At 69.7% G+C, this 24,014-nt stretch carries 19 protein-coding genes; 5 read left to right on the top strand and 14 right to left on the bottom strand.

The genetic code is table 11. The features are described 5' to 3' along the window. Positions 1-14: 14 nt before the first annotated feature. From Voc01_RS50140 to Voc01_RS50130, 3 genes are all read right to left on the bottom strand, one after another. Complete coding sequence (locus Voc01_RS50140; RefSeq protein ID WP_239161064.1) at positions 15-992, bottom strand: acyl-CoA desaturase; 978 nt, start codon at positions 990-992, stop codon at positions 15-17. Positions 993-1,125: 133 nt separating this feature from the next. Continuing rightward, positions 1,126-1,302: a hypothetical protein gene (locus Voc01_RS50135; RefSeq protein ID WP_203934893.1), complete on the bottom strand. Its 177-nt coding sequence runs from the start codon at positions 1,300-1,302 to the stop codon at positions 1,126-1,128. Further along, complete coding sequence (locus Voc01_RS50130) at positions 1,296-1,835, bottom strand: DUF5994 family protein (RefSeq protein ID WP_203934892.1); 540 nt, start codon at positions 1,833-1,835, stop codon at positions 1,296-1,298. The genes Voc01_RS50135 and Voc01_RS50130 overlap by 7 nt, the downstream gene beginning before the upstream one ends. A 501-nt stretch (positions 1,836-2,336) precedes the next feature. On the opposite strand from Voc01_RS50130, the gene groL reads away from it, so the two are divergent. The 3 genes from groL to Voc01_RS50115 all read left to right on the top strand — a co-directional run bounded on the left by groL (position 2,337) and on the right by Voc01_RS50115 (position 4,678). Further along, a complete protein-coding gene (groL, locus tag Voc01_RS50125; protein WP_203934931.1) occupies positions 2,337-3,908 on the top strand; it encodes a chaperonin GroEL in 1,572 nt (523 codons plus the stop codon). A 59-nt stretch (positions 3,909-3,967) separates the two neighbouring features. Then, positions 3,968-4,147, top strand: a complete 180-nt coding sequence (locus Voc01_RS50120) for a hypothetical protein (protein WP_203934891.1) — start codon at positions 3,968-3,970, stop codon at positions 4,145-4,147. A gap of 123 nt (positions 4,148-4,270) precedes the next feature. Further along, entirely contained in the window at positions 4,271-4,678 is a 408-nt protein-coding gene (locus tag Voc01_RS50115) for a sigma-70 family RNA polymerase sigma factor (RefSeq protein WP_203934890.1), read from the top strand. A gap of 14 nt (positions 4,679-4,692) precedes the next feature. On the opposite strand, the gene Voc01_RS53840 is transcribed toward Voc01_RS50115, so the two are convergent. The 11 genes from Voc01_RS53840 to Voc01_RS50060 form a co-directional block, all read right to left on the bottom strand. Further along, complete coding sequence (locus Voc01_RS53840) at positions 4,693-4,941, bottom strand: ANTAR domain-containing protein (protein WP_239161063.1); 249 nt, start codon at positions 4,939-4,941, stop codon at positions 4,693-4,695. A 253-nt stretch (positions 4,942-5,194) separates the two neighbouring features. Further along, a complete protein-coding gene (locus Voc01_RS50105) occupies positions 5,195-5,725 on the bottom strand; it encodes a hypothetical protein (RefSeq protein ID WP_203934889.1) in 531 nt (176 codons plus the stop codon). A gap of 27 nt (positions 5,726-5,752) precedes the next feature. Beyond that, complete coding sequence (locus Voc01_RS50100; RefSeq protein WP_203934888.1) at positions 5,753-6,577, bottom strand: AfsR/SARP family transcriptional regulator; 825 nt, start codon at positions 6,575-6,577, stop codon at positions 5,753-5,755. A gap of 73 nt (positions 6,578-6,650) precedes the next feature. Next, a complete protein-coding gene (locus tag Voc01_RS50095) occupies positions 6,651-7,397 on the bottom strand; it encodes an AfsR/SARP family transcriptional regulator (protein ID WP_203934887.1) in 747 nt (248 codons plus the stop codon). 247 nt (positions 7,398-7,644) lie between these two features. Next, positions 7,645-9,423: a hypothetical protein gene (locus tag Voc01_RS50090; RefSeq protein WP_203934886.1), complete on the bottom strand. Its 1,779-nt coding sequence runs from the start codon at positions 9,421-9,423 to the stop codon at positions 7,645-7,647. Positions 9,424-9,425: 2 nt separating this feature from the next. Further along, positions 9,426-10,709 carry a hypothetical protein gene (locus tag Voc01_RS50085; protein WP_203934885.1) on the bottom strand — a complete coding sequence of 428 codons (1,284 nt, stop codon included), beginning with the start codon at positions 10,707-10,709 and terminating at the stop codon, positions 9,426-9,428. A 62-nt stretch (positions 10,710-10,771) separates the two neighbouring features. Next, positions 10,772-12,769: an ATP-binding protein gene (locus tag Voc01_RS50080; RefSeq protein ID WP_203934884.1), complete on the bottom strand. Its 1,998-nt coding sequence runs from the start codon at positions 12,767-12,769 to the stop codon at positions 10,772-10,774. After that, positions 12,762-14,081 (bottom strand): hypothetical protein, encoded by a 1,320-nt coding sequence (locus Voc01_RS50075; RefSeq protein WP_203934883.1) that lies wholly within the window; start codon positions 14,079-14,081, stop codon positions 12,762-12,764. The genes Voc01_RS50080 and Voc01_RS50075 overlap by 8 nt, the downstream gene beginning before the upstream one ends. 416 nt (positions 14,082-14,497) lie before the next feature. Beyond that, positions 14,498-16,660 carry a phage tail protein gene (locus Voc01_RS50070; protein ID WP_203934882.1) on the bottom strand — a complete coding sequence of 721 codons (2,163 nt, stop codon included), beginning with the start codon at positions 16,658-16,660 and terminating at the stop codon, positions 14,498-14,500. Next, positions 16,660-18,855: a putative baseplate assembly protein gene (locus Voc01_RS50065; RefSeq protein ID WP_203934881.1), complete on the bottom strand. Its 2,196-nt coding sequence runs from the start codon at positions 18,853-18,855 to the stop codon at positions 16,660-16,662. The genes Voc01_RS50070 and Voc01_RS50065 overlap by 1 nt, the downstream gene beginning before the upstream one ends. A gap of 7 nt (positions 18,856-18,862) precedes the next feature. After that, entirely contained in the window at positions 18,863-19,276 is a 414-nt protein-coding gene (locus Voc01_RS50060; protein WP_203934880.1) for a GPW/gp25 family protein, read from the bottom strand. Between the two features lie 297 nt (positions 19,277-19,573). On the opposite strand from Voc01_RS50060, the gene Voc01_RS50055 reads away from it, so the two are divergent. Then, complete coding sequence (locus Voc01_RS50055) at positions 19,574-23,344, top strand: eCIS core domain-containing protein (protein WP_203934879.1); 3,771 nt, start codon at positions 19,574-19,576, stop codon at positions 23,342-23,344. Next, complete coding sequence (locus Voc01_RS50050; protein ID WP_203934878.1) at positions 23,344-23,805, top strand: SMI1/KNR4 family protein; 462 nt, start codon at positions 23,344-23,346, stop codon at positions 23,803-23,805. The genes Voc01_RS50055 and Voc01_RS50050 overlap by 1 nt, the downstream gene beginning before the upstream one ends. Positions 23,806-24,014 lie beyond the last annotated feature (209 nt).

The following is a 24,014-nucleotide window of genomic DNA, read 5'->3' as shown; positions in this document are numbered from 1 at the left end:
TCGACCCCCACGTATCACCCCCGGTGCGCCTGTGCGGGGACGCGTTTGGCGGCGATTCGGGCCGCGGTGGGCCATCGCACGTCGTAAATCCAGCCGGCCTTTTCGAGAAGCCGGATGAGACGGGCGCCGGGGTCGATCTGTCCAGGGAGGACCCCGTGCCGGGCGATGGTTGGATCGGCGTGGTGCGAGTTGTGCCAGCTTTCGCCGAAGGAAAGGACGGCCAGGGGCCAGAAGTTCGTGGCCCTGTCCTTGCTGGCGAACGGTCGTTCCCCGACGACGTGGCAGATCGAGTTCACCGACCAGGTCACGTGGTGCAGCAACGCCATGCGGACCAGGCCGGCCCAGAAGAACCCGGTCAGCGCGCCCGTCCAGGAGCCGGTCACCAGCCCACCGATGACCGCCGGCGTCGCCAGCGACGCGACGAGCAGTGGGATGAAGAGCCGGTCGACGACGCGGATGTCGCGGTCGGCGAGCAGGTCGGGCGCGAAGCGGGCCTTGTTGGTGATCTCGCGGTTGAGCAGCCAGCCGCAGTGCGCGTAGAGGAGTCCTTTGGCGAGCGCGATCACCCCGGTGCCGTAACGCCAGGGGGAGTGCGGGTCACCTTCGCGGTCGGTGAACGCGTGATGGCGACGATGATCGGCCACCCACTTCGTCGGCGCGCCCTCCACCGCCAATGAACCGGCGACGGCCAACGCGATGCGCAACGGGCGGCGGGCCTTGAACGAGCCGTGAGTGAGATGGCGGTGGAACCCCACGGTGACGCCCGTGATGGCGATCAGGTAACCGACGCCGGCCATCACGATGTCCAATGTGGACACTCCCCAGCCCCACGCCAGGGGTATCGCGGCGAGAAGCGCCACGAACGGAGCGACCACAAAGATCCACAGAACGGCGAGCTCTGCGACCGACTGGGTCGCCTCGACCAACGGCTTGGGCCCGGCCGGAGCCGGTGCGGCCCGTTCACTGACGGGCGTCGACAACACTGCATGCACGAGAAGGGACTCCTTTAGACACCATTGGGCCCGCGTCTGCGTGTAGCAGCTGACGAGGATGGGTTTCGAAGGGTCGCGGAGTCCGGGCGACCGGTGCGGCTCTAATACCCCACCCCTGGCAGGGCAAACCGCGTCAGCGCGTGACCAGCAGCACGGTGACCATTTGCGGCAGGAGCATGACGACCACCAGCACGATCCACTCCACTCTGCCGGTGCGCCGATGTGCGGCGGCGACCCGGTTCCACGGCGCGGCGGCGACACCGCCACGCGGAGTCGCGGACCGGACCGCGGGAACCACCGGGGTCACCACGGTCGTCTCCCGGCCCGGTCCGCGCCGCCGTCGTTGTCCCACACCGGGTGCTCGTCGGAGGTCCGAACCGCGCGGGGCGCCGTCTCGACGGGGTTCTCCGACGCGGGTGCCGCGATGAGGATGGCGTGCGCCCGCGTGCGGTTGGCCGGGTCGGCGGCACGTGCCATCGCCCTCTCCGCGGGGCCGGTCGCGGTCGACGGTGGGACCACGAGAAGGTCGATCTGGTCGCCGTGGTACGTGGTGGCGATCAGCACGGCCGGGTCGACGCTGGCGAACCAGCCCGCACGCACCACGCCGTCGCCGACCGGCAGGCGCTTGAAGTGGCCGGTCCAGGCGGCGCTGTTGAGCATGAGTTGGCGGATCCTCCCGTAACGGGCGGACAGGGCCAGGACGAGGTCCGGCAATTCGGCGACGGCATCCCAGGATCGGGGCCACCATCCGCCGTCCAGGACCGCCCGGCCGGCGCGCACGGGGGCGAGGACGAGCCGCGGTTCGGAGGCCACGTTGGTGGTTGGTCGTGTGGTGGTGGACATGGCGACCGTCCTGACGTTGTAGCGAGGTGAAGAGGGGTTACCGGCTCGTCGGACCTGTCTCAACGGACGACTCCGGCGGCCCGGGAGCCGAAGCTGAACGATGCGGGCAGTTCCGGGAAGCGCTACGGGCAGCACACCGAAGACGGCGGCGAGGGCCAGCGCGGGGTGTCGATGGCGGGGATTGCCGGTGATTCTGTGCCGCGGTCATCATGACCGCCGCCTTCCGGTAGCGGAGCGTTCGCCAGGTGCGAACCGTCGGCCGCCGGGGACTCGAGCGACATACCCACCGTACGCCGCTTCGCCGCACGCGGCGAAGCTTGTGGATCATGGTCTCGTTTGCGCGTGGAGGAAATAGGTGCTGCACTGGAGTTAGCACTCGCCATGTGTGAGTGCCAACCGAATGGGATGGAGCCCCCGGAGGGGGGACCGTAGCAGCGGTCATCGCAGGTCGGCCCGACCATGGTGCTGTACATGGGCACGACGATCGTCAGGATCGCGCAGATGGCCAAGTTGATCGTTTTTGGCGAAGCAGCCCGTCGGGGCCTGGAACGAGGCATGAACGCCCTTGCCGACACGGTGAAGGTGACACTCGGCCCGAAGGGTCGCAACGTTGTCCTGGGCACCGCGTACGGCGTTCCCACGATCACGAACGACGGGGTGAGCATCGCCAGTGAGGTAACGCTCGACGACCCGTATGAACGGCTCGGCGCCGAACTGGTGAAGGAAGTCGCGAGGAAGACCGACGAGGTCGCCGGCGACGGTACGACCACCGCGACAGTGCTGGCCCAGGCGCTGGTGCACGAAGGATTGCGCAACGTCGCCGCGGGCGCGAACCCGATCGCACTGAAGCGCGGCATCGAGGCCGCGGTCGCCGCGGTCACCGAGGAACTGGCTCACCGGTCCCGCGAGGTGGAGACCCGGGAGCAGATTGCGGCCACGGCGTCCATCTCCGCCGCCGACCCCGCGGTCGGCGAGCTGATCGCAGAGGCGATGGACAAGGTCGGGAAGGACGGCGTCATCACCGTCGAGGAGAGCAGCACCTTCGGCCTCGACCTCGAACTCACCGAGGGTATGCGCCTCGACAAGGGGTATGTCTCGCCCTACTTCGTCACCGACACCGAACGTATGGAGACCGTCCTCGACGACCCGTATCTGCTCCTCGTCGACAACCGGATCTCGAATCCGGACGACCTCCTGCCCATCCTCGACCAGGTCATGCAGGTCAGCGGCGCGCTGGTGGTCATTGCCGACGAGATCGAGGGTCAGGCCCTGGCGACGCTCGTCGTCAACAAGGTCCGTGGCACCTTCCCATCGGTGGCGGTCAAGACGCCCGGCTTCGGCGACCGGCGGTCGGCGATGCTCGCCGACCTCGCCGTGCTCACCGGCGGGCAGGTCATCAGCGAGACGGTGGGCACCAGGGTCGACAGCGTGGGGCTGGAGGCGTTGGGCCGGGCCCGCCGGGTCGTGGTCACCCGGGATCAGACGACCGTCGTTGACGGCCACGGCGACCCCGGCGAGATCGCCGGCCGGTTGGCGCAGATCCGCGCGGAGATCGACAACTCCGACTCCGACTACGACCGCGAGAAGCTGCGGGAACGACTTGCCCGGATGGCCGGCGGCATCGCGGTGATCGCGGTCGGTGCGGCCACCGAGGTCGAGCTCAAGGAACGTAAGCACCGGATCGAGGACGCCGTCCGCAACGCCCGGGCCGCCGTCGAGGAGGGCCTGCTCCCGGGTGGTGGGGTCGCGCTGGCCAACGCCGCCGACACCGCGTTCGACAAGCTCGACCTGACCGGCGACGAAGCCACCGGCGCCGACATCGTCCGGCGGGCGCTCACCGCGCCGCTGCGACAGATCGCGGTCAACGCCGGCCTCGAGGGCGGCGTCGTCGTCGAGGCGGTCGCGTCGCGTCCGGCAGGCCACGGGCTCGACGTCGTCAGCGGGACGTACGTCGACATGGTCGCCGCGGGCATCGTCGAACCGGCCAAGGTGACGCGGTCCGCGCTGCAGAACGCCGCGTCGATCGCCGCGCTCTTCCTCACCACCGAGGTACTCGTCGCGGACGAGAACTGACCCATCGACAGGAGTGAAGTGACATGACCACAGCAACATGCGTCAGAAAAGACGTGGTGGTGGCGACGCTACGGTCACGCGACCTGCACGGCCGGGCCGACTGGGTCGACAAGGAGTTCTCGGCGCTCATCGACACGGACGAGAACGCCGGCCTGCTGCGCACCCTCGGCATCGACCTCGACACCCTGTCGGCCGATGCCTGGCCCGGCCCGGCCACGGACGACCCGAGAACCATCTGAGCCGGTCCCGTTCGGGTGAAGCAGATATTCGCCCGAACGGGGCCGCGTCCGAGGGATATCCTGGCAGCCTTGCCGCTCCGGACCCCGGCGGTGTCCTGGTGTCGAACCGCACGGGAACCGCACATGCGCACGCCTCCGGTGCCTGCGGGCATCCGCCGACAAGAGTTCTACAACGACCGGCTGCATGATCTCGTCATCCGTATCGCGGCCGGCGAGCGCCCGGCCTTCCGCACGCTGTACGGCCTGCTGGCCCCCCGCGTCTGGGGCGAGGCCGTCCGGCTTCTACCGCCGGGCGATGCCCGTGCGGTGACGCGCTCGACGTTCGTCGAGATCTGGCATCTGGCCCGGCACCACCTCGACGACGAAACGGGCGAGGTCCGTGGCTGGGTTCTCGCGATCACCGCCCGCCGCGTCTACGACCGGACCCGGTCCGGCGGCGGATCGTCCTCGCACCGTGACGGCCACGACCATCACACGCACCGCGAGCTCGTGGGGCTGCTCGGCCCCGGCGCCGACCTCAGCCGGATGTGATCAGCGCGACACCGTCAGGCTCGGTGACGATGGTCCGGGCCACTTCGCTTGAGCCTGCGGTTGTTGCGGCGGGCGTAGTCACGCAGCAGCATGAACGCCTCGTCGACGCTGATGTCGTCGGCCTGCGCGACGGCGGCCTTGGCCTGTTCGATCGAGATGCGGTTGTCGAGTGCGCCCTGCAGTCGTCCGGGCAGGACTTCGCCGCGGCGGATGGTGCGTTCCTGCAGCAACGCGAGCGTGGCCACGTCGGCGAGCGCCTGCACCACCGGACCGTCGGCGGCGCCCACATGCTGGTGTCGCCGGTGCCGAACACGTTCAATGCTCCGATGACCTCGGTGCGCAGCCGCAGCGGGCGCGCGCGGCGGTGCGGAACGCGCCGAGGCACGGGCCTTCGCTTCTCTGCACCCGGAACAGTTCCAACAGCCTCGTGGTCTCATCCGAGGCGGCCAACTCTCCTGTGCCGATCGTGCGTTTCCGCAGCTCGACGCCACTTGATGCCCAATGGATCGTCACAGGTCAGCAGCCAGCCGATGGGCGGGTCCCGCGACGTTCGCGGCGATCTTGACTGGAGCTGGCTCTGAGGCGTCGTGTCGCAGTCTCGGCGACGTGGGCGGCCCCTAGCATCTTCCCCAGCATGGCCAGTCGTTTCCAACCGCGGTGCAGGTCCCAGTCGACTCCCAGATCATCTGCCTCTTCGAAGACAGCGAGCAGTTTGGTCAACGTTTCTTCGAGTTCCGGATGCCCGGGCCGGGGATATTCCTTTAGGGCGCGGTAGATCATGGCGCGGGTACGGTCAGACCCCTCGAAGATGAACGCCAGGCAGAGTGCGTCACGCAGTTGCTCACGCTCGTCGAGGCGCTGTGGCCAGCCCTTCGCGCCTATCCGATAGGCTTCGTAGCCAACCGCCTCCTTCTCTCCTTGGAGCGCAGTCATCACACTGGTGTGCTGTGCCTCCTGCTGGTCCAAGCGGCGAAGCCACAGGTGAAGTGCGACTGAACCCAGGGCGACAGCCGCCGCAAAGAGGGCAATCCAGTCACTCGCGTTCATCTCGTCTCCAGCCCTGTCAGGTCGTCGTCATCGGGACGGAGCAAGCCCACGGCGCGGTATCGAAGATGCGATGCGTTCACCAGTCCGCCTGGGAGTCCCGCGACGCACCGGGACCGCGACGAGTTCGTGGAACTCCGGCGACGGGATCACTCCCAACTCGGTCTCGAGCAATGACCGGTAGGCGTGGAACGAGCGGTGGGCCTCGACCTGGTTGCCCTCGGCGAGATGAGCGAGGACAAGGGCACGCTGCGCACTCTCCCGCAGCGGCTCAGAGCACACGGCCGCGATCGCGGCGTCCACCGCCTGGGCGTGCCGGCCGGCGGCTGACAACAGGCGGCTGACGTGCTCCAGGGCGTGCAGCGCCCGGGCACGCACGCGTTCCCGTTCGAAGACGACCCAGTCGTCGTACCAGCCGGGCAGCAGGTCGAGGGCGGCATCGATGGAGTCCGGGACCTGCAGATCCGCGACCGACCCGGAACCGGCTGTCACCCGCTCCGCCCAGCGGTTGACCGTCTCCAGATCGACGGACACGTCCGGGCACATCACAAGGCCGTCGGTGACGATGTCGACGATGCCGGCTCTGGCGTCGCCCAGCCGCCACATCGCCGACCGCAGGTTGCCGCCGGCCCGCGCCTCGTCGCTATGCGGCCAGAGCGCCGCAGCCACCACGCTGCGGCGGACCGGGCGCCGACGGAGGGCGAGGAAGATCAGGAATCGGAGGCTGGCCTCCGGCAGCGCCGTCCGTTCCCCGGCGATCAGCAGGCGGGGACCCTCCAGTACCTGGAGGGCGGCGGTCGACGGGCCGTCCGGACGTGCGGCGCGGGTTCGTGGCGGGCCGGAAGGGTTGTCCACCGGAACCTCCGTGTCTGCGTGTGACCTGTTTCCAGCACTCGCGAACCACCCTTGCCGTGACTCGCGACGTTACCTACGTGGTCGGCCGGAGCCACCTGTGCGGGGGCGGACCGGCGAGCACGGCTCGGATGGTCGCACCGGCGTGCGGCCCGAACCGCGCCCCGGCCGCCGCATGAAACGCCGCGTATGCGGCCTGTGCCTCGGCCGGACGGTCGCCGCTCTGCAGCGCCTCGGCGAGGATCCGATGGGCGCTCTCGCGCAACGGCTCCGCGGCGATCACCTTCCGCGCGACCGCTACCGCCCCGCCGGTGTCAAGCTCGGCGATCAGCCGCCTTGCGAGCGCCTCCATCGCATGCAGGACGCGCTGGCGCACGCGCTCCCGATGCGGGACGACCCAATCATCGCTCCAGCCCGGTAGGAGCCCCGGCCGGCAGTGCCACCAATAGGCCTCATCGGTGGCAGGGTGCGCCGATCCGCCGGTGACCAGGCGCGTCGCCCACCGCGTCACCAGATCGGCGTCGACCCGCACACCGGGCCGGATCCAGACCTGCCGCTTGTCGGCGTCGAGTATTTCCAGGCCGGCGGCCCGCAGCCGCCACAGCGCCGAACGCAAGTTGCCGACGGCCCGTACGTCGTCGCCGATTGGCCACAACGTCCCGGCCGCCTGCCGTCGTTCGACCCGGCCGCCGTTGAGGGCGGTGAACGCGACAAGGCGCCTGCTGCCCGGGGGCACCGGCCGCACCTGTTCGCCGGCCGCGAGATGCGGCTCGGTGAACAGGCACAGCCCAGCCGCGGTGCGGCGTAAGACAGGGCACAGCATGGCTGAAAGCTACGCGGGTCCCGTCACCTCACCGTCACCTCGCCGTCATTCCACCGCGGTCACGTCCCGAAGGAAGCGCTGGACGTCCGCTAGGGCCTCGCGCTGCGTCAGGAAATGACGTCGCGACTCCTCGTGGGGCTCCGTGACGTCCAGAAGTGTCGACACGCTGATAAGGCAGACGGCAGCGGCCTGCCGCTCCACTGTGATGACACAGACTCCGCGTGCTGGTTTCATCGTGGAGGTCCGTTCACAACCTGGGCCCGGGCGGGACGTCCGGACCGAACGCGATGACGATCGACTGCCGTTCGATGTTCTTGTCCTCGTGCGCCTCGATCGTCCCGAGCCGCGGCGCGGCGGCGAACGGATCGGTCAGCAGCGTGGCCCGCAGCAGCCCGAGCGGTGACTCCGAGTCGGCCCGGGACAATACGAAGATCCGCAGATCCGCCGGGGACTTCACCCGATTGCGCAACGCGGTGTACCTGCCGAGGTAGTCGGCATCGGTGGGCAGCCGCCATGCGCGGACGGGATAGCGCACCAGCCAGTTCTCCACCCCATCGGGTTGGCCCTTGCCGGTGTAGCGCGTCGGCAGGACTCCGGTCGTCAGGCTCTTGATGTCCTCGTCGTAGGTGTCCTTCGCGTACTCCACGATGAAGACACCCACCTCGTCCACCGACTCTGCCGGTTCGGGGCAGACCACCTGGTCGCGTCGGGCAAAGGCGACCCAGCCCACGGCGACCCTTCCCGTCTCGTCGACCGGGACCAACACACGCACGTCCGTCTTCCTGTCGGTGGAACCCGTCAGCGGTACACGGTCACGGTGCTGCGCTTGCTCGATCGCCTGCCCGACGTCGGACAGACGGCACGGGCACACCATGGGCGAGATCATCGGCGGAAGGAGCTTCTGGAGCCATGCCGCCACCCCCGCGACGTTCCCGTTGGGGTACGGCAGGAAACCCGCCGGCGGCAGGTCGGTGAATCCGAGCCCGACCAGTGTTCCGGCCGGACCCGACGCGGCTACCGCGTGCGCGGTGAAGTCGTCGGCCAGTTGATCCAGCCGCGTGCGGGTCATCAGCTTGGTCTGCTCCCGCCCGGCCGCCTTGCTGCCGGCCTCGCGGATCAGTTCGGCGAACTCGATCAGAAGCTTGCGTTCGGCCGCCTGGGCCGGGGTGTCGTGGCGATCCGCCAGCTGCTCCTGGAACTGCAGGATCTGCGCGATGAAGACGTCCCACGGCCGCATCCCGAGCCGCCACCGCCAGTCCCGCTCTGGCGGCGCGGCGCCACGATCCCGGCGAGCGATCCAGGTGTCGACCTCGTCCCTCATCTTCGACCGGCCGGGGATGAGCACCCCGAGCCGGACGACCGGCTGCTCACCCGACGAGGTCTCGGGCACGGCCGGCAGCCAGGTGTTCCTCGTGAGCAGGGCACTCGCACCGGTCAGGGTCTGCCGCCCTCCGGCGGTCTCCTCGACCCCGAAAAGCTCGCGGGCCAGCCAGTTGCGCCGCTGCTCGGGCGGCTGGAGGTCGAACCCCGGCCGGGTGGCGGACGACAGCCGGGCGTGCACCCCCTCCGCCTTGTAGAGGCGTTTCGAGGTGCCGCCGCCGCACGGCTCGTCGCAGAGGGATCCGGTCACGTCGGCGTCGCCGTACTGCCAGGTGCCCAGCAGTATCTCGATCCACCAGAAGCCGTTGGCGTCCAGCGCCGGGACGAACGTTCCGGTCAGCGGTAGGCGGATGACGTCGTGGGAGCGCAGCGGCCGCCCGGCCGGGTCGACGGCCAGACCGGGTGAGATGTCGAGATACTCCGTTCCGTGGGTCACCGTGAAGCCGCTGACCACGCCCGGCCCGCCGCCGCAGCCCACCGCCAACGCGAGATCGCGGGCGTAGTCCTGCATGGCGATCAGGTGCTCGGCGCGCAGGAACAGCCCGTCGAAGGCGTTCAGCCGGCTGATCCCCCCAGCCGCCGTGGGCGTCTCGACTTCGGAGCCCGGCACGGTCGCTGTGGGAACGGCCGTGGTCTCGGTGGTCATGGTCAGTTCCCTTCGGCGTTGCCGGTGAGACTCGGAAGGTCGGAGTTGTGCGCCGCATCGTGCCCCTCGTGCGCGGAGCCCGGTGGCCCGCCTCGCCAGCCGGCGAAGGGTACGAACGGGTCGCGGCCGAACAGTGGCGTCGCCCCGGTGCCGCGAACGAGGACCCGCACCTTCGAGTACGCCGGTGTGCCGTCCAGCCGTACGACGACGACCCGCTGATCGTTGTCCTTGTGCCGGACCTTGTTGATGTGCTCCTGCCGCCACCCCTGCCCGCTCGGCGAAACCGACGAGATCTCGATCGCGTCTTCTTCCCACGAGTTCCGGGCGATCCGGCCGTCGAAGCGCAGCTCCACCGATCGGCGGTCACTGGCCCACTTGACGTCGAGCAGTCGCGGCCCGCCCGCGTCCCTGGCCTCCGCCGAGCCGATGATGCTCGGTGCGAGACCGCAGAGCAATTCCTGGATGAGAGCGGTGGGCAGCAACACCGGCCGTTCCAGCGGAAGGACGCGTACCTCGGCTTTGTCCTTGGCCGGTACCACCAGCCGGGCCAGGAGGACGCCGGAGGCCGTTTCGTCCTCCGTGGACCGTGCTGCCTCATCGACCGGGAACTGCGGGACCGGCTCATCGCCGGTCCAGCCGCCGGGCCGGCGCTGCGTCGCGTCCAGGGCGGCCATCCGCTGGAACTGCCGCAGCAACTCGGCCGGCCGGTTCTGCGTCTGAGCGCCGCGTACCTGATCGAGGGCGGCGAGGACGTCCGCATCGTTGGCGGGGTTGGCCGGCCGCAGTCCGAGGAGAACCCTCAGTCGGTGGTACGCCTTCGGATCGGGCGGGGTGGGCCGCTTGGCGATGATCCGGATCCGGGTCGTCTCGACCACCCGGGACGGGCTGTCATGCCGGCGGGTCACGTCGCACGGGTCGGCCAGCGCCGGCACCGGTCGGTCCAGGCAGCTGTTGAACTCGGCGACCACGTAGGCGTTCACCGAGTCCTCGCCGTCTTTCGGCGGATACTTGCCGAGCCACTCCTTCGCCCATGCGGCGAGGTCGAGGCACTGGCTCACCTCCAGACGGAGTTCCCGGCCCCGCCGGTCCACGGCCAGGCCGGGCCGCACCCGCAGCCGTTCCTTGTCACGGACCACGTCGAAGCCCCAGATGACGCCGCTGCCGTGCAGCCATGACGTGTGCATCATCTGCTTGCCGCGCGGGTTACCCATCAACACGAGGAAGTCGTCCTCACCGAGGAGCATCCCGTACGCGGCGCGCAGGGCCGTGAACGGCTGCACCGGCAAGGCGTCATCGTCAGCGGTCGTGGTCGTGGTGGTCGTCGTTTCGGCGCAAACCGTCAACTCCGTCATGACTTCTTCTCCGCCTCTCGTGCGGCCTTCTGCAGCAGGTGGGCCGCGCGCTCGTCGCGCACCCTGGTGTCTTTGGCCGGCTCGTCCGGGAACGGCCGGACGGCCTTGCCGTACTCCCCCTCGAGTGCGGCCACGAGATCGTCCTGTCCGATCAGGCGGTACTCGGGTGCGGCGCGGAACGCGGCCCCGATCGCCGCGTTGCGGATCCACGCGCCCGGCACCTCGTAGCGGCGGGCGAGCACGGCCAGGTCCACGTCGGCGGCGAGCCGGTCCGGCGGTAGGTGCCGTTCCCAGATCCGCCTGCGGCTGTCCTCGTCGGGCGGCGCGAACTCGACGATGAAATCCATCCGGCGCACGAACGCGGCGTCGATGTTGCGGCGCAGGTTCGTCGCGAGAACGGCGAGACCGTCGAAGTGGTCGATGCGCTGTAGGAGCCAGGAGGTGCTCTGATTGGCGTACCGGTCGTGGGCGTCGCCGACCTCGGTGCGCGTGGCGAAAAGCGAGTCCGCCTCGTCGAGAAAGAGCACCGCCTGGGTCTGCTCGGCGACGTCGAAGACCGCCGCGAGGTTCTTCTCGGTGTCGCCCAGCCACTTCGACACGACCCGGGCGACGTCGACGACGAGCAGGTCGGTCTTCGCCGCGTCGGCGATCACCTCGGCGGCCAGTGACTTGCCGGTGCCGGGTGGGCCGGACAGCAGCAGCCGCACGCCCCGGTCGGCGCGGGAGAAGTCGCGCAGCCCCCAGTCGTCGAGCACCACTGACTCGTACGTCAGGCGCTGTACGGCCTCGTGCAGCAGCCGCGACGCGTGCTCGTCGAGGATCAGATCGGACCACTGGGCGCGCGGCGTGATCAGATCGATGCCGGCGGGCAGCGCGATCCCGGCCCGCGCCCGGATCGCCGCGGACACCTCGGCCAGCCCGATGGGCCGGCTGCGATCCCGCACGGCGACATCACGGGCGACCAGCGCGGTCACCGCCGGGTCGAGGGGATGCCGGGAGGCGAGCGGGGCCAGATCGCCGTTCACCTCCGGCAGTGCGACGTGCCATGCGTCGCGGCGGGCTCTGATGGAGATCGGGCCGATCGGCACGGTGAGCATCGGCCCTCCCGCAGGCGGCAGCACCGCTCCGGGCGCGGCGCAGATCATCATCGGGCCGGCCGGCACGCGGCTGGTGTCGGGCTCCTTCGCCGGGCCGTCGCCGGAACCGGCGACCGCCACCGGCACCGCGTCGCGCACCATCGCATGGAGCGCGAGCAGCGCCAGCCCGACCCCGTCGTCGGGCGCCACCCGGGCGGCGACGGCCAGCCGTCCGACGTGACGGGTCAGCGCCGAACAGCGGCTCGCCCCGATGGTCTCGTCGGCCGTGCCGACGAGCAGCAGGCAGTCTCGGCGGGTGCTCAGCGCGTGCGCCGCCCGCCCGACCGCGGGCAGCTCCAGCCAGCTGTCCAGGCCCGCTGGTGGCGGAACGACGGCCACGCGTGGCAGCCGTTCCGGCCACGCATCGACGCCGTGCAGGGCCTGCCAGACCTGGTCGGCGATGATCAGGGACCGGTCGAAGAACGCGCCGGCACCGGCGGTCGCGAGCAGCCCGGAGCCGACCGCGGTACCCTCGTGGAGCATCCGGCGCAGTTCGGTGCGGTGCGCGGCGGACCCCAGCAGCAGCGCGGCCAGGCCGAGAGTGGGCCGGGGCTCGCCGTTCGGATGCAGCTTCGACAGCGTGGACGCCATGCCCTCGTGCTCCTCGGGCAACCCGGCGAGCAGCAGCAGGAACACCTCGTCGCCGGTGAGGCCGAGCCCTGCGGTCAGCAGGGCCAGCGGGGTGCCGGCGATCTCCGGCCCGGGCGGCCCGGTGGCATCCGCCCACTCGTTGAGGAACGCGGCGACCGAGCTGGCCACGTCGGCGCTGCATCGCTCTTCGACGAGCGCGGCAAGGCGTCTGGCTATTGTGGCCATGCGTCGGTCCAGGTCGATCAGGACGAGCCGGTTGTCAGTCATAGACGTACCTCACGACCGCTCCGAGCCAGGGCACCCAGCCCGGGTCCAGGTCCAGGCCGGCCCGGCGGACGACCAGGTCCGCCGAGCCGAGCGGCAGATGAATCTCGAACCATCCCGGCTGCGCGTCGACGGTCCCGTTGCGGCGCAGACAGCCACGGACGAGTCCGAGCGGACAGTCATCCGCGCCGAGCTGCTCGGCGGTCCGGTGGATCCAGTCGGCGGCAATTTCGGCGAGAGCGGCGCGTTCGGGCCCGGTGGGTTCCGGCGCGTCGAGAACGGCCGCGGCGCGGGAGCCGTGCAGGCCGGCGAGCGCGAGCAGGCCGGGGTCGACGTCGTCGGTCTCGCTGATCAGCGCACCGAGCCGATGGACGACCCACGCCACCGTGCGGTCATCGAAGGCCGGCCCGGCAAGGAGCCGATCCGGCAGACCGGCGGCCGAGGCGGTGGCGAGCAGAAACGGCAATCCTGCCCAGTCGGTGGAAGGGAAGTCGACCTCCGGTGACGCACGCGACCTGCCGTGCGACGTGTGCGCGAGGCTGCTGTCCGTCGGCCCGGCGGGTAGCTGCTCGGCGTACGCGGGTATCGCGAGCGCATCGTGCCCGGTGGGCCTGCCCGACGCGGTGCCGACGGTCGTCGCGCCGGTCGATCCGGACTGATGGCGATGGAACCGCGTCGACGGCGCGAGGTCGTACGCGTCGGCCGTCTCCGGGGTTGGCGCCATGAGAGGCGGTTCGGCCAGGGAACGGTCCACATTGGACTGCTCCCAGGTCGGCGGTTCGGCGATGATCTGGCCGGGATTCCGCTCCGCGTCCGCCGTGCCACGATCCGGCGCGGGTTGATCGACCGCCTTTCCGGCGCGCGCGAGCGCATCGGGGACTGGCCGGGCGGGCGTCGGCTGATCGGATGCGGACCGGTCGTGGGCGGTCCTGCCAGGGACGTGCCGGTCCACTGCGTCAGCGAGCCATCGCCGGACGTCCGCGACGGTTCGGGGTGCCCGCCCGCGCCGCGGGAGCGTGGGATCGGCTTCGACAGCCGCCAGTACGGCCCACGCATCCAGCGCTGCCTCGCCGGGCACGATCCTGGACCGCCGCATGGCGTGTGCGACGGCACCCGCCGGCACCATCCGCGGGCTTGCGCGGCTCGTCCGGGCGTGCTGCGCGACGATCGCCGGGGTCGTTCCACCTCCGGCTGTCCACACCACCCGGGCTACCCGCCACCACCCCTCCGTGCCGAGCCGCCGGTGCACCGCAACGAAACCACCTGCCGTCACCACCCGGCTCAGCACCCCGATCACAATCTCCGGCCGGCGCACGAGAACCGCCTCGACCGTCGGCGTCGCGGCGTCGGTGAGGCCGAGCTGCCGCCATGCCCAGCGACGCTCCTCACGCCCGGTAGCCAGCCCCAGCACCGCGTCCGCCGCCGCGTCCGGGTCGTTGCGGTAGTGCACGACGTCCGGTGCTGATCCGTCCCCGTCCGTGGTGAGCCGCCGTACGGCCGCGCAGACCGCCTCGGCCCATCGCGCCGCGAACGCCGCCTCCCCGTGCTTCGGATCCAGATTCGCCTGCACGTCGAGTCGGCGCACACACCAATGTCCCGCGGGCAGGTTCACGGTTGCCCAGGCCCGGGCCAGGTCCCCGCCCACAAGCCGCCGCTGCACGGCCGCCACCCGCTCGGCCGCGTCCGGTGCTGCGGAAGCGGTGAACGAGCCGATGCTCAGCGACGGCGTGCTCATCCGGTTCGAACCCGTCCTACCGCCGCGTCGTCGCCGACCCGGGACCCGATCGCGGGCAGTCCCACCACCCCGTCCGCGCCGACCGCGACCTGCCCGACGACTGCGGGATTCCAGCCCGCATCCGGCCCGAGGAACGAGGTCAGCCCGACGTGCAGCTGCCGCCCGACGCGCATGCCGTCGCCCAGTTCGCAGATCTCCGCGACGGTGTGCGCCGGCTTGTGCCGCTCGACGAGGCCCGTGACGACCTCGCGCCGTTCACCGTCGAGCCGACCGGGTACGAGGACGGTGAACCGGTGCGCGGTGACGGTGTACCCGTCGCCGCGTTCCCCCGGCTGACCTCCGACGGTGAACCGGCCCAAACCCGCTGTTGCCGAACCGTCAGCTGCGACGGCCGGTGCGGGCGGACCGGACGGGGCCGCGCCGAGTACGGTTCCGCCCAGTCCGCGCATCCGCCAGTTCTCCACCACCCGCACGTCGGGGCCGAGGTAGATGGTGAGCAGCCGCTCCAGCATCGCCGGCGTTCCGCGGACCTGGAACAGTGCGAACGCCTCTGCGAGCAGCTCCCGCCGGGCTGTTTCCGGCCAGCGGCGGTCCAGGCTGAGCCCGAGCAGGCCGGCCAGCCACGGCAGGGCCTGCTGTGGCGCGGCGGCGGGATGCAGCAGCAGGTCACGGGCGGCGGCGCGGTCGTCCAGCTCGCTCAGCAGGCCCTCGGCGGGGGCCAGGAAGCGCTGCAGGAACGCTGCGCCACGCTCGTCCCGCGACCAGGCCCGGGGCAGGTCATTGAGCAGCCGGTGGCCGGGCTGTTCGATCCGGACCGACCGCACCCGGGGCGTGGACAGTGTGGTACCGGACAGATCCAGCATGATCCACAGGTAGCGGCCGGGAGGGGCGTCGACCGGCGCCTCGTACGTCTCGAAGGCGTCGTCCGCGTCGATCTGTGCCCACGCCTGCTCCCGGCCGGTCACCCGGCGGTGCAGCGGCCGGCCCACGGATGCGTCGCGTAGGCCGAGCCGCGACGGCAGCGGCGGGGTGGTGTCCGGGTTGAGCACCGGGACGCCGCCGCGGGCCGGCGCCGTGCCGGGGATCGGGTCGGTGACCTCATCCTCGTCGCTGGTCAGGCAGCGCAGCCGCAGGTCGGTGCCGCGGGGAAGGCACGCGTCGAGGAAGACCCGACCCCAGCGGGTACGGGGCACACCGCTGTCCAGACGGTAGCTGACCACCGATCCGGTCGCCTCGAACAGCAGGCTCGGCCCGGACGTCCAGGCGAAGCCGTGGGCAGTGGTGAACGCGACGCGCCCGTTCGGCGCGACGGTCACCGCGCCGCCGTCGTAGCCGGGTGCCCCGATCGGGTCGATCTCGGCGCCGTTCGTGCGGAACCGGCGGAAGACACTGCCCGGGGCGCGGGCCACCACGAGCACGCCGTCCGGCTCGAGAGTGATGTCGGTTGCGGAGTCCACCGTGACCGCGAACGTGCCGGTCGCGTCCGCCACCACACCCGGTGCGGGCGGGCCGTCCGGCGGCGCGGACCAGAGCAGCAGCACCCGGCCGCCACCGGCCGCCACCCGGGTGCAGATCAGGCCGCGGGCAGCGGCCGGCCGGCGCACGGCCGGGCCGGGCAATGGGCCACGACGACCCTCGAAACGCCACAGCCGTACTGGATCACGGGTCAGCACGATGGCCTGACGGCCGCTGGCGGCGACGTCGATCGGCCGGATCCGCGGATGCCGCCGGGACCGGATGAAGAGGCGGCCGCGCAGCCGTTGAGAGCGTAGGTCCACCACGTGCACTGCCGCTGCGCCCGACTCGGCGACATAGAGGCGGTCGGCGTCGTCGACGGCGAGTCCGCGCGGACGGTTCAGCGTGCCGGGCCGGGGTTCGCCGAACTGCGGCTCGGTCAGGTGGGCGAGGTCGTCGGGCAGAACCGCGACCCGCCCCTCGGCGGGGAGGGACCGGTAGGCGCGGCACCACCGATCGAACGTCAGGCCGTGTGGTCCGGTGTCCGGCGGCGTGCACGGCATCGTCGTATCCGGTCTGGCAGCCTTCGGCTCCGACCAGGCCAGTTGGACGCCGCCGCCGTCGAGCAGGGCGGTGCCGATGTGCGCGCACCGGGTCCACTGATCCGGGTGCGCGAGGCGGCTGTACGCGCGGTCCGCGGGCATCAGCACACCTCCGCGGGCAGCGGCACCAGCACCGGCGGGTCCAGCCCCGGTGTGCCCGCACCCGGCCCGGACGCCGGATAACCGGCTCCGGCCGCCGGTGGGACACCGCGCACCACGGTGACCTGAACCAGCTCGGGGACTTCCCACCGGCGCAGCTCGACCGACGGCGTTTCCTCCGCCACCTCGGCGTCACCCGTCTTGACGATGAGCGCCAGCTTCAGCTCCGACTGAATCGATTCGACGCCGTCGACCTGCACCGTCACCGCTTCCAACTCGGCTCGGCGGATCGTGCGACCCAGCGTCCAGCCCTGCCCGTCCGGCCCGTACGGCGGCACCGGCGCCAGGTACTGCCGCAGGATCAGTTCGACCCAGCGGCGTACGGCATCGACCTGGTAACCCTCCCTGACCTGAACACCGACCGACACCGCGATCCGGCGATAGGTCGGCGGGATGACATACAACTCGCAGGTCAGTGTCCGACGCGGCTCCAGGTAGGCGGCCACCCGGCGCAGCAGCGCGGCGTCCGGCGCGGGTGCACCCGGGTTGCGCAGGTCATCGGTGGGGAAGACGACGACGCTGACCGCCCCGGCGGCGCGTTTGGCCGGGGTGTCCGGGTGCAGCAGCGGGAGCGGTTCGGCGCGGCGCACCCCCGGCACCTGCAGGGTCAGCGCGCGGAAGTCCTCGGCGGTGACCGCCCGGTCGCGCCGGTGCACCTCCGCCGGGATCTGGTCGAGCGCCTCGGACAGCGACGCCGCATCGGCCCCGCCGACGGCCGGCAGCACGTTTGTGGCCTTCACCCCCGCGGTACCGTTCAGCGCGGTGATCGCCCCGGCGGCGACGTTGCCGGCCGCCCCGCCGCCGTACCGGTAGCACAGCACCCGGATCCGCTGGCCGGGCTGCGGTACCCGGGTCTGCGCGCCGAACCGCACCAGGCCCGTGGTCGGATCCACGGTGAAGTACGGGTTGTCGGGTCGGCCGGCGGCGAAGGTGTCGACCTCTTTCCAGTCGTGCCAGCCGTCGACCTCCTCCACCTGAAGGCGCACGGTGCCCGGCAGGACCGGACGCTGCGCGAGCCGGTATGTCTGGTCCGGGTCTCCGGTACCGGTGCCGAGCAGTTCCGCCTGGGCCGTCTGGTCCTGGACCACGCTGACGACGTTGATTCCGACCCACCGGATCCTGCCGATCCGGTCGTTCTCACCGGCCGGCCGGCGCACCCGTAGCCAGGCCACCACCCGGTCGAGGACCTTGGGGTCGTCGATCTTCGGTGGCCGGTCCCAGCCGCCGATCGGCTCGGCCTGCTCCGTCGGCGGCAGCGGCGTCTGCGGCAGGGCGAGTTGCACGACGCCGTCCGTGGTGAGCCCTCGGGTGCCGTCGCGGGTCACGTCCAGGGGAGCGAACGCCGTACCGCCCCGCCAGAGTTCCCACAGGACGGCGGGCGGATCGGCCAGGACGACCCGGGGCAGTTTCGTCGTGGTGGGTTCGACGGACGGTACGACGTCGAGTGGGCCGTCGAGCACCAGCCCGACGTACAGGAACTGGTTCGGCAGCTTCTCCGCCACTGCGCCGGTCTGCTGCGCGTTGCGCGCCAGGACGGCCACCCACAGCGCGCCGTCGGCGGACTCCCGTACGTCGACCGGTTCGGCCTCCGGGTCAAGCGGGTTGGCCGGAACCGCGTGCACCTCGTAGAAGGTTCTCCCGCTCTTGGCGACCTGTTTCCGGTCCTTCTCGGGGAGGCGGGCGACGGCGTCGTCGCGCCGGTTCTTCTCGGTGGGCGGCAGCTTTTTCGGATCGTCGTCGGACTCGGTTTTCCCGTATGCCTGCACCTCCAGCGGCCAGGCCGTGACCTCCTCCTCGGTCTGGAACGCGATTCGCCCGGCAGTGGCCTCCGTTCCGCGCCGCACGTGCATCCCGTCGAGACGCTCGGTCCGCAGCGCGAGCAGGGTCCGAGCCGGCCGGGCGGGCCGCGGGCGCAGGCCGAGCAGGCGCAGGAAGGCGATCTTGGTGGCGTCCGGGATCTGGTTGAACCGGAACAGCAGCGACTCGCCCAGGTAGGCGAACAGCTCCAGCAGGACGACACCCGGATCGCTCTCGTTGTAGTCGGTCCACTCCGGGGCATAGACCGGGATCCGCTTGAGCAGCTCCTGCTTCAGATCGTCGTAGCTGCGATCGTCGAGGATCGGCCCGATCAGCGACATCGGCGGCCTACCTCAGGTAGAAGGGATAGACCAGGTTGTCCGGGCGCAGGTCGAGCAGCCGGACGTACGAGATGTCGACCCACACCAGGCTCGGATCGTCGCCTGGGGTGACGGTGACCGCGGTGACCCGGATACGGGGCTCCCACAGAGTCAGCGCCTCGGAGATCTCCTGCGCCATCGCGGTCCGGGTCGCCACGGTGTTCGGCGCCATCAGGTACTGCCGCAGTCCGCAGCCGAAGGTGGACAGCATGACCCGTTCGCCGGGCTCGGTGTCCAGGATCGTCTCGATCGACTGGCGGACCCGAGCCATGCCGCTGAGCCACTGCAGCCGGGGGCGGTCCGGCTGCGGCCCGACCGGGAAGAAGAAGCCGGTGCCGAGCCACTGATCGACGGGACTGCCCGCGTGCGTTGCCGCTGCCATGCCCCCGATGGTGCGACCGGGATCGTCACGACGTCGTTGCCTGCGCTGGATTGGATCAGGGTCCGGAGCCTCAAGGGCCGAGGTCGCTTGCGGCGGGCACCGGCTGTCGTCGCCGTTCTGGCTCATCACGAAGTGCCGACGGTCCGGCGACGCGACGCGCGGGTGACACAGGTGGGCTGACGATGGCGGCGGCGAGCGAGATGCGCGTCCGCGCCACGCGCGTCCGAGTCTTCATCAACCCTGCCGGCGCCGACGACTGATGCGGAGGTAAGGATGGGGACAGGTCCAAGGCCGCCCATGTACTCGGGCCGCTCCAAGCGATCGCAGCAGTCGAGCGAGGGCAAGCATGCCGGGGATCATGGCCCGACGAGGATGGCGCCGGGGTCACTCTACGACCCGCTCGTCTTCCGAGTGGCGCCGGCAACCGACCCGCTCGAGCGTCAGGCGGAACGAATTGCCGATCGCGTCATCGCCGGGGGCACCGCCCTTCCCTCACTGGCCGGTGACGATCAGGTCGTACACCGCCAATGTGCGGCGTGTCAGGAGGAGGAAGAGGGTCCGCAGGTGCGTAGAAAGTGCGCGCCGTGCGCGCGCGGAGGAGAGCAGAACGCCGGCACCCTCGTCGCGTCCACCATGCGCGAGGCCGGAGTGCCCCTCGATTCGGCGACGCGCGGGTTCTTCGAGCCGCGGCTGGGCCGCGACCTGTCGGACACCCGCATCCATACGGGGTCGCTTGCCGATGCGTCGGCGCGCGCGATCAACGCGTTCGCGTACACCTCCGGCACCCACATCGCATTCGCCTCCGGGCGGTTTTCAACCGACACGAATGAAGGCCGGCATCTACTGGCCCACGAACTCGCCCACGTCGTACAGCAGAGTGACGGCGCGAAGGCAATCCAGCGTGCCGCGGCGACGCTGGACGCACCGGCATCGCTGTTCCTGCATGTCGAGATCGCTGGCACACCGGTTGATTTGGAGATCGATATCGATGGGCTCGCCGATGCGGCGGCACTCCAAAGCGAACCCGACTTGCTCAAGGCCGTCGCCGAAGCCACCGAGGGCGTACTCGGCGTGGGGGCCGCCGCGGGAGAAACGTTGGAGTTCCTGACGGGACCGCGGGTGAAGGCCGCGATTCGCGCGGACCTCGAGGGCATCGCCGCACGCTTTTACCTCCCGATGGCGCGACTGGAGATGCTCCTGCACGAGCGCGCAGCCGCCGTCGAACACACGGGCATCCGCGATGCGGTCGAGGCGTGGCTCGCGGAGCACTACCGATTTCCTGCGGGGTCTATCGGCTGGCCTGCGGTTCTCAAGCGGCTTGAGGTGCCGGCAGTAACGGTCGTCAGTGAGACAGCGGTCCAGCGTTCCACCCGCGAGCGTTATGGTCTGCTTCTTCGGTTGCTCGCCGCCGACGAGGACACACCGGCTGAAAGTCTCCCGTATACGGTCGACACCTCCCTGTTGGAGACGGCGCTCAAGGAGTACGCGTCCACCGTCCTGCCGGGCACGTCGGTCGCCAAAATGCTCCTCGAGACCCACGGCGAGGCGTTCCTGTTGACGTGGATTCCCAGACTGCGCGCTCTTCAGTTCATCCCTGCGGGCTTCTCCCTTACCGCGCTGCAGCCGATCTTCTCGGAGCGGGCACTCGAGACACGGCGCAATGCGTTGATCGATCAATTCATGCGCGTCGAGGCGCCCTACCTGTCGATGATGTACCTCTACGACAGGTACGCGCTCGACCCCGCGGTGTCGCCGTTGGCCTTCCTCGAGCGACTCGACCTTGTCGAATACGAGTCGAAGCTCATCCAGACGCTGGTGGGTACGGTGGCCGCGCGCGCTCGGCGGGACCCGCAATACCGCGAGGCGTTTCGCATCTTGTCGATCGAGCGGACGCGCGTTGCGCTCATCGGCAAGATCGCCTTCGCAGCGCTTCGTCAGCAGACTGTGCGCGACAACGCGGTGTTGCACTTCGAGACGCTGTCTGTCGATGAGTTGAGCGCGACGGACGCGGCTATTGCCGCGGATCCGTCGGGCTACGTAGCCGCGGTCGCCCCCGCGGCCGCGGTGACGTTTACCCTGCTCGACCGGGTTAGAAGAGGAGTCCCCATCGAGGAAGGGCTCGCCGGATGGACGGCCGATCGGTCGCCTGGAACGGCCGCGCCCCAATTCGCCGAGATCCTTGGCCTGATCACGATCTTCAGCTACCTGGACGAACTGAGCAGGCTCAAAGCCGCGGAGGAGGAGCAGGCGCGCGACCTGATCAGTCAGCGTGTCAAGGTTGAATACCCGGCGCTCGCGGCCTTGCTCAAACAGATGGCCGCCTTCGAGGAGCAGTACATCCGCGAGGAGTGGCTTCCGATGCTCAAGCAGGTCGCCCTCGACATGCTCCGGGAGAATCGTCGCGAGCTGCTGACCAAGAAGGCCACCCTGGAGAATCCGGATCCACGGCGCGTCGTCGAGCTCTTCGACGGTGCTGAACAGCTGCGCACGCTCGCCGAAACCCTCACGACCGGCGAAGTCGAGTCGATGGAGATCAGTTCGCTCAAGCTCACGTCCAAGGACACCAAGTTTCTTTACGGCACGGCTGATGCGATGGAGGCAGAGGCGAAGCTTCTCGGCGATCCGGACCGCCGGAAGAAGCAGATCGCCGAGCTCGAGCGGGTTCTTGGGCTTTTCGCGGATGTGATCGACGACGTGAAGTCGGGCGATTACGACCCGCTTGACTACGCACCGGGCGTGTACGAGGAGGCGCGGGCAAGACTGAAGATCGGCGAGTATGACCCCGGCACGACCATGTACATGGCGATGACGGGAATGGCGCGGAACAGCAGCCCGTTTCTTGCGCGCACGATCGTGTGGTGGCGGGTCGAGGGTGAGCGGCGACGCACCTGGAAGCAGGTCCTGATGATGATCGGCCAGCTTGCGCTCAGCATAGCCGCAATGCTGACCGGTGGCGTTGTCGGACTAATTCTCAAGGCCGTCGACATGGCCGTGGACATCGCCGTCGGCGCGGTGGACGTCGCCGAAGCGCAAAAAATGCTGGATATGGCGGAGGTCGATATCCATGGCGACGTCCGAGGCATCAGTGTCGAAGACGCCAAGGCCATCCGCCGCCGCGCCCTGTTCGGACTCGGCCTCTCCATCGGGCTCAACGCGCTCGGCGTCGGGCTCTCGCCCACGGGCAGGAGGGTGCTCGGCTCGATGTGGGCGTGGCGGGCCGCGCTCAGCCCGGCCGCTAGAAGGGCCCTACGCGCCAATCGCGAGCTCGCGGAACTGTTCGCGACAATGAATCCGCAGGTCCGACGACTTCTGACCATCTGCGACAGCCCCTGCACGATTCCGCTCACGGCGACGAAGGTGCAGGTGGACAAGCTCACCAAGCTAGTAAACAAGCTCGGCATCACGGGCGACCATCCGGGCCTGCGCGAGTTCCTGCACCATCCGGAGCGCATCAAGGATCTCAATCGGACGATCAAGACCCTTGACGACGTGGAGGATCTCAAGGATCTCGAGAGGGTGCTGGATACGGCAATCGTCCAAAAAGGACAGCGGCACGGCGTTACTCCCTTCCGTGACGCGAAAGACCTGTGGGTGTACCCGCGCCCCGACAAGGTGCAGGTCATCGAGCACGATATCGCCTCGTACGGCACACACAAAAAAGTCGGCACCAACAACTTCTTTCAATCGCACCACGGGATCCAGAACGAATGGGCGAAGCAGAGATTTGGCAGACTGTACGATCCAGATGCCGGACGGTGCATCCTGCTGCGCGACCGCCACGCCCGAACGCCGCACAGAATCGTCAGCGCGCGGCAGGCCACACGAATGAAGACCACGCCGTTCGGGAAGCGTACGTACGAAATGGAACGGTCGTGGATGATGGAGGATCTGACCGAGGCTGGTGTGTCGAAGCCGGTCCGCGATCGGATGCTGAGGGAATCGGATCAGTACTTCGAAACCATCTACCTCGCGGTGGAGAAGCGGGCGATCGGCGGCGGATTAAAGGGGCCGGCGCTCGACATCCACCTCACTGGCCTATTCGGCAAATGGCGACCTGGGAGTCCGTGATGAGCGAGTTGAACACGCTACTTGAGCGACTCGGCGACCGGTGGGAGCCGCAGGAACCCGGCACCGACGAGGCGATAACAGAATGCGAGCGCCAGCTCGGCGTCGTTTTTCCGCCTGATTATCGCCTTCTACTGTCGCTGTCGAATGCCGGTACGCTGACCGGTGAAAGGTCAATCATGAACTTCCTGCCAGTCGAGGAACTCGTCGCCTTCAATGAGGACGATGAGATACGAACGTCGATGCCGGGCGTCCTCGCGATCGCCGACAACGGCGGCGGTAGCTTCTACTACTACGACGTCCACAATCGCCTCGGCCTGGGGGAGTGGTCGTTGCTACTCGTCGAGTTCGGGACGTTGTCCTTCGACTATTCTCGGTTTGTCGGCGCCACGCTGATCAAGATGATCGAAGCGATTGCGGACGGTGAGGACCTGGAACGTCGGCCGGTCGTCAGGGTGCGGTGAGTCGACGCCAGCAATGACCGAGCGCCGTCATGTGTGGCGGCGCGTACATCCGCTGTCCGCGTGAGCGGAAACAGCGGCCAGCGAGCCGTGCGCTACAAAGCATCGTTCAAGCGCCTTGCGTCAACGGACGGGTGACAGCCCAGCGGCCATAGTGGTCGGCGCGGCCAGCGTGGAACCCCCGGGCACCACGCCCGCGGCCGTCGGCGCCC

The sequence above is a fragment of the Virgisporangium ochraceum genome (genome assembly GCF_016863655.1).
GTDB lineage: Bacteria > Actinomycetota > Actinomycetes > Mycobacteriales > Micromonosporaceae > Virgisporangium > Virgisporangium ochraceum.
The sequence above is the reverse complement of the archived record's forward strand: the minus strand, read 5'-3'. Positions and strand labels throughout refer to the sequence as shown.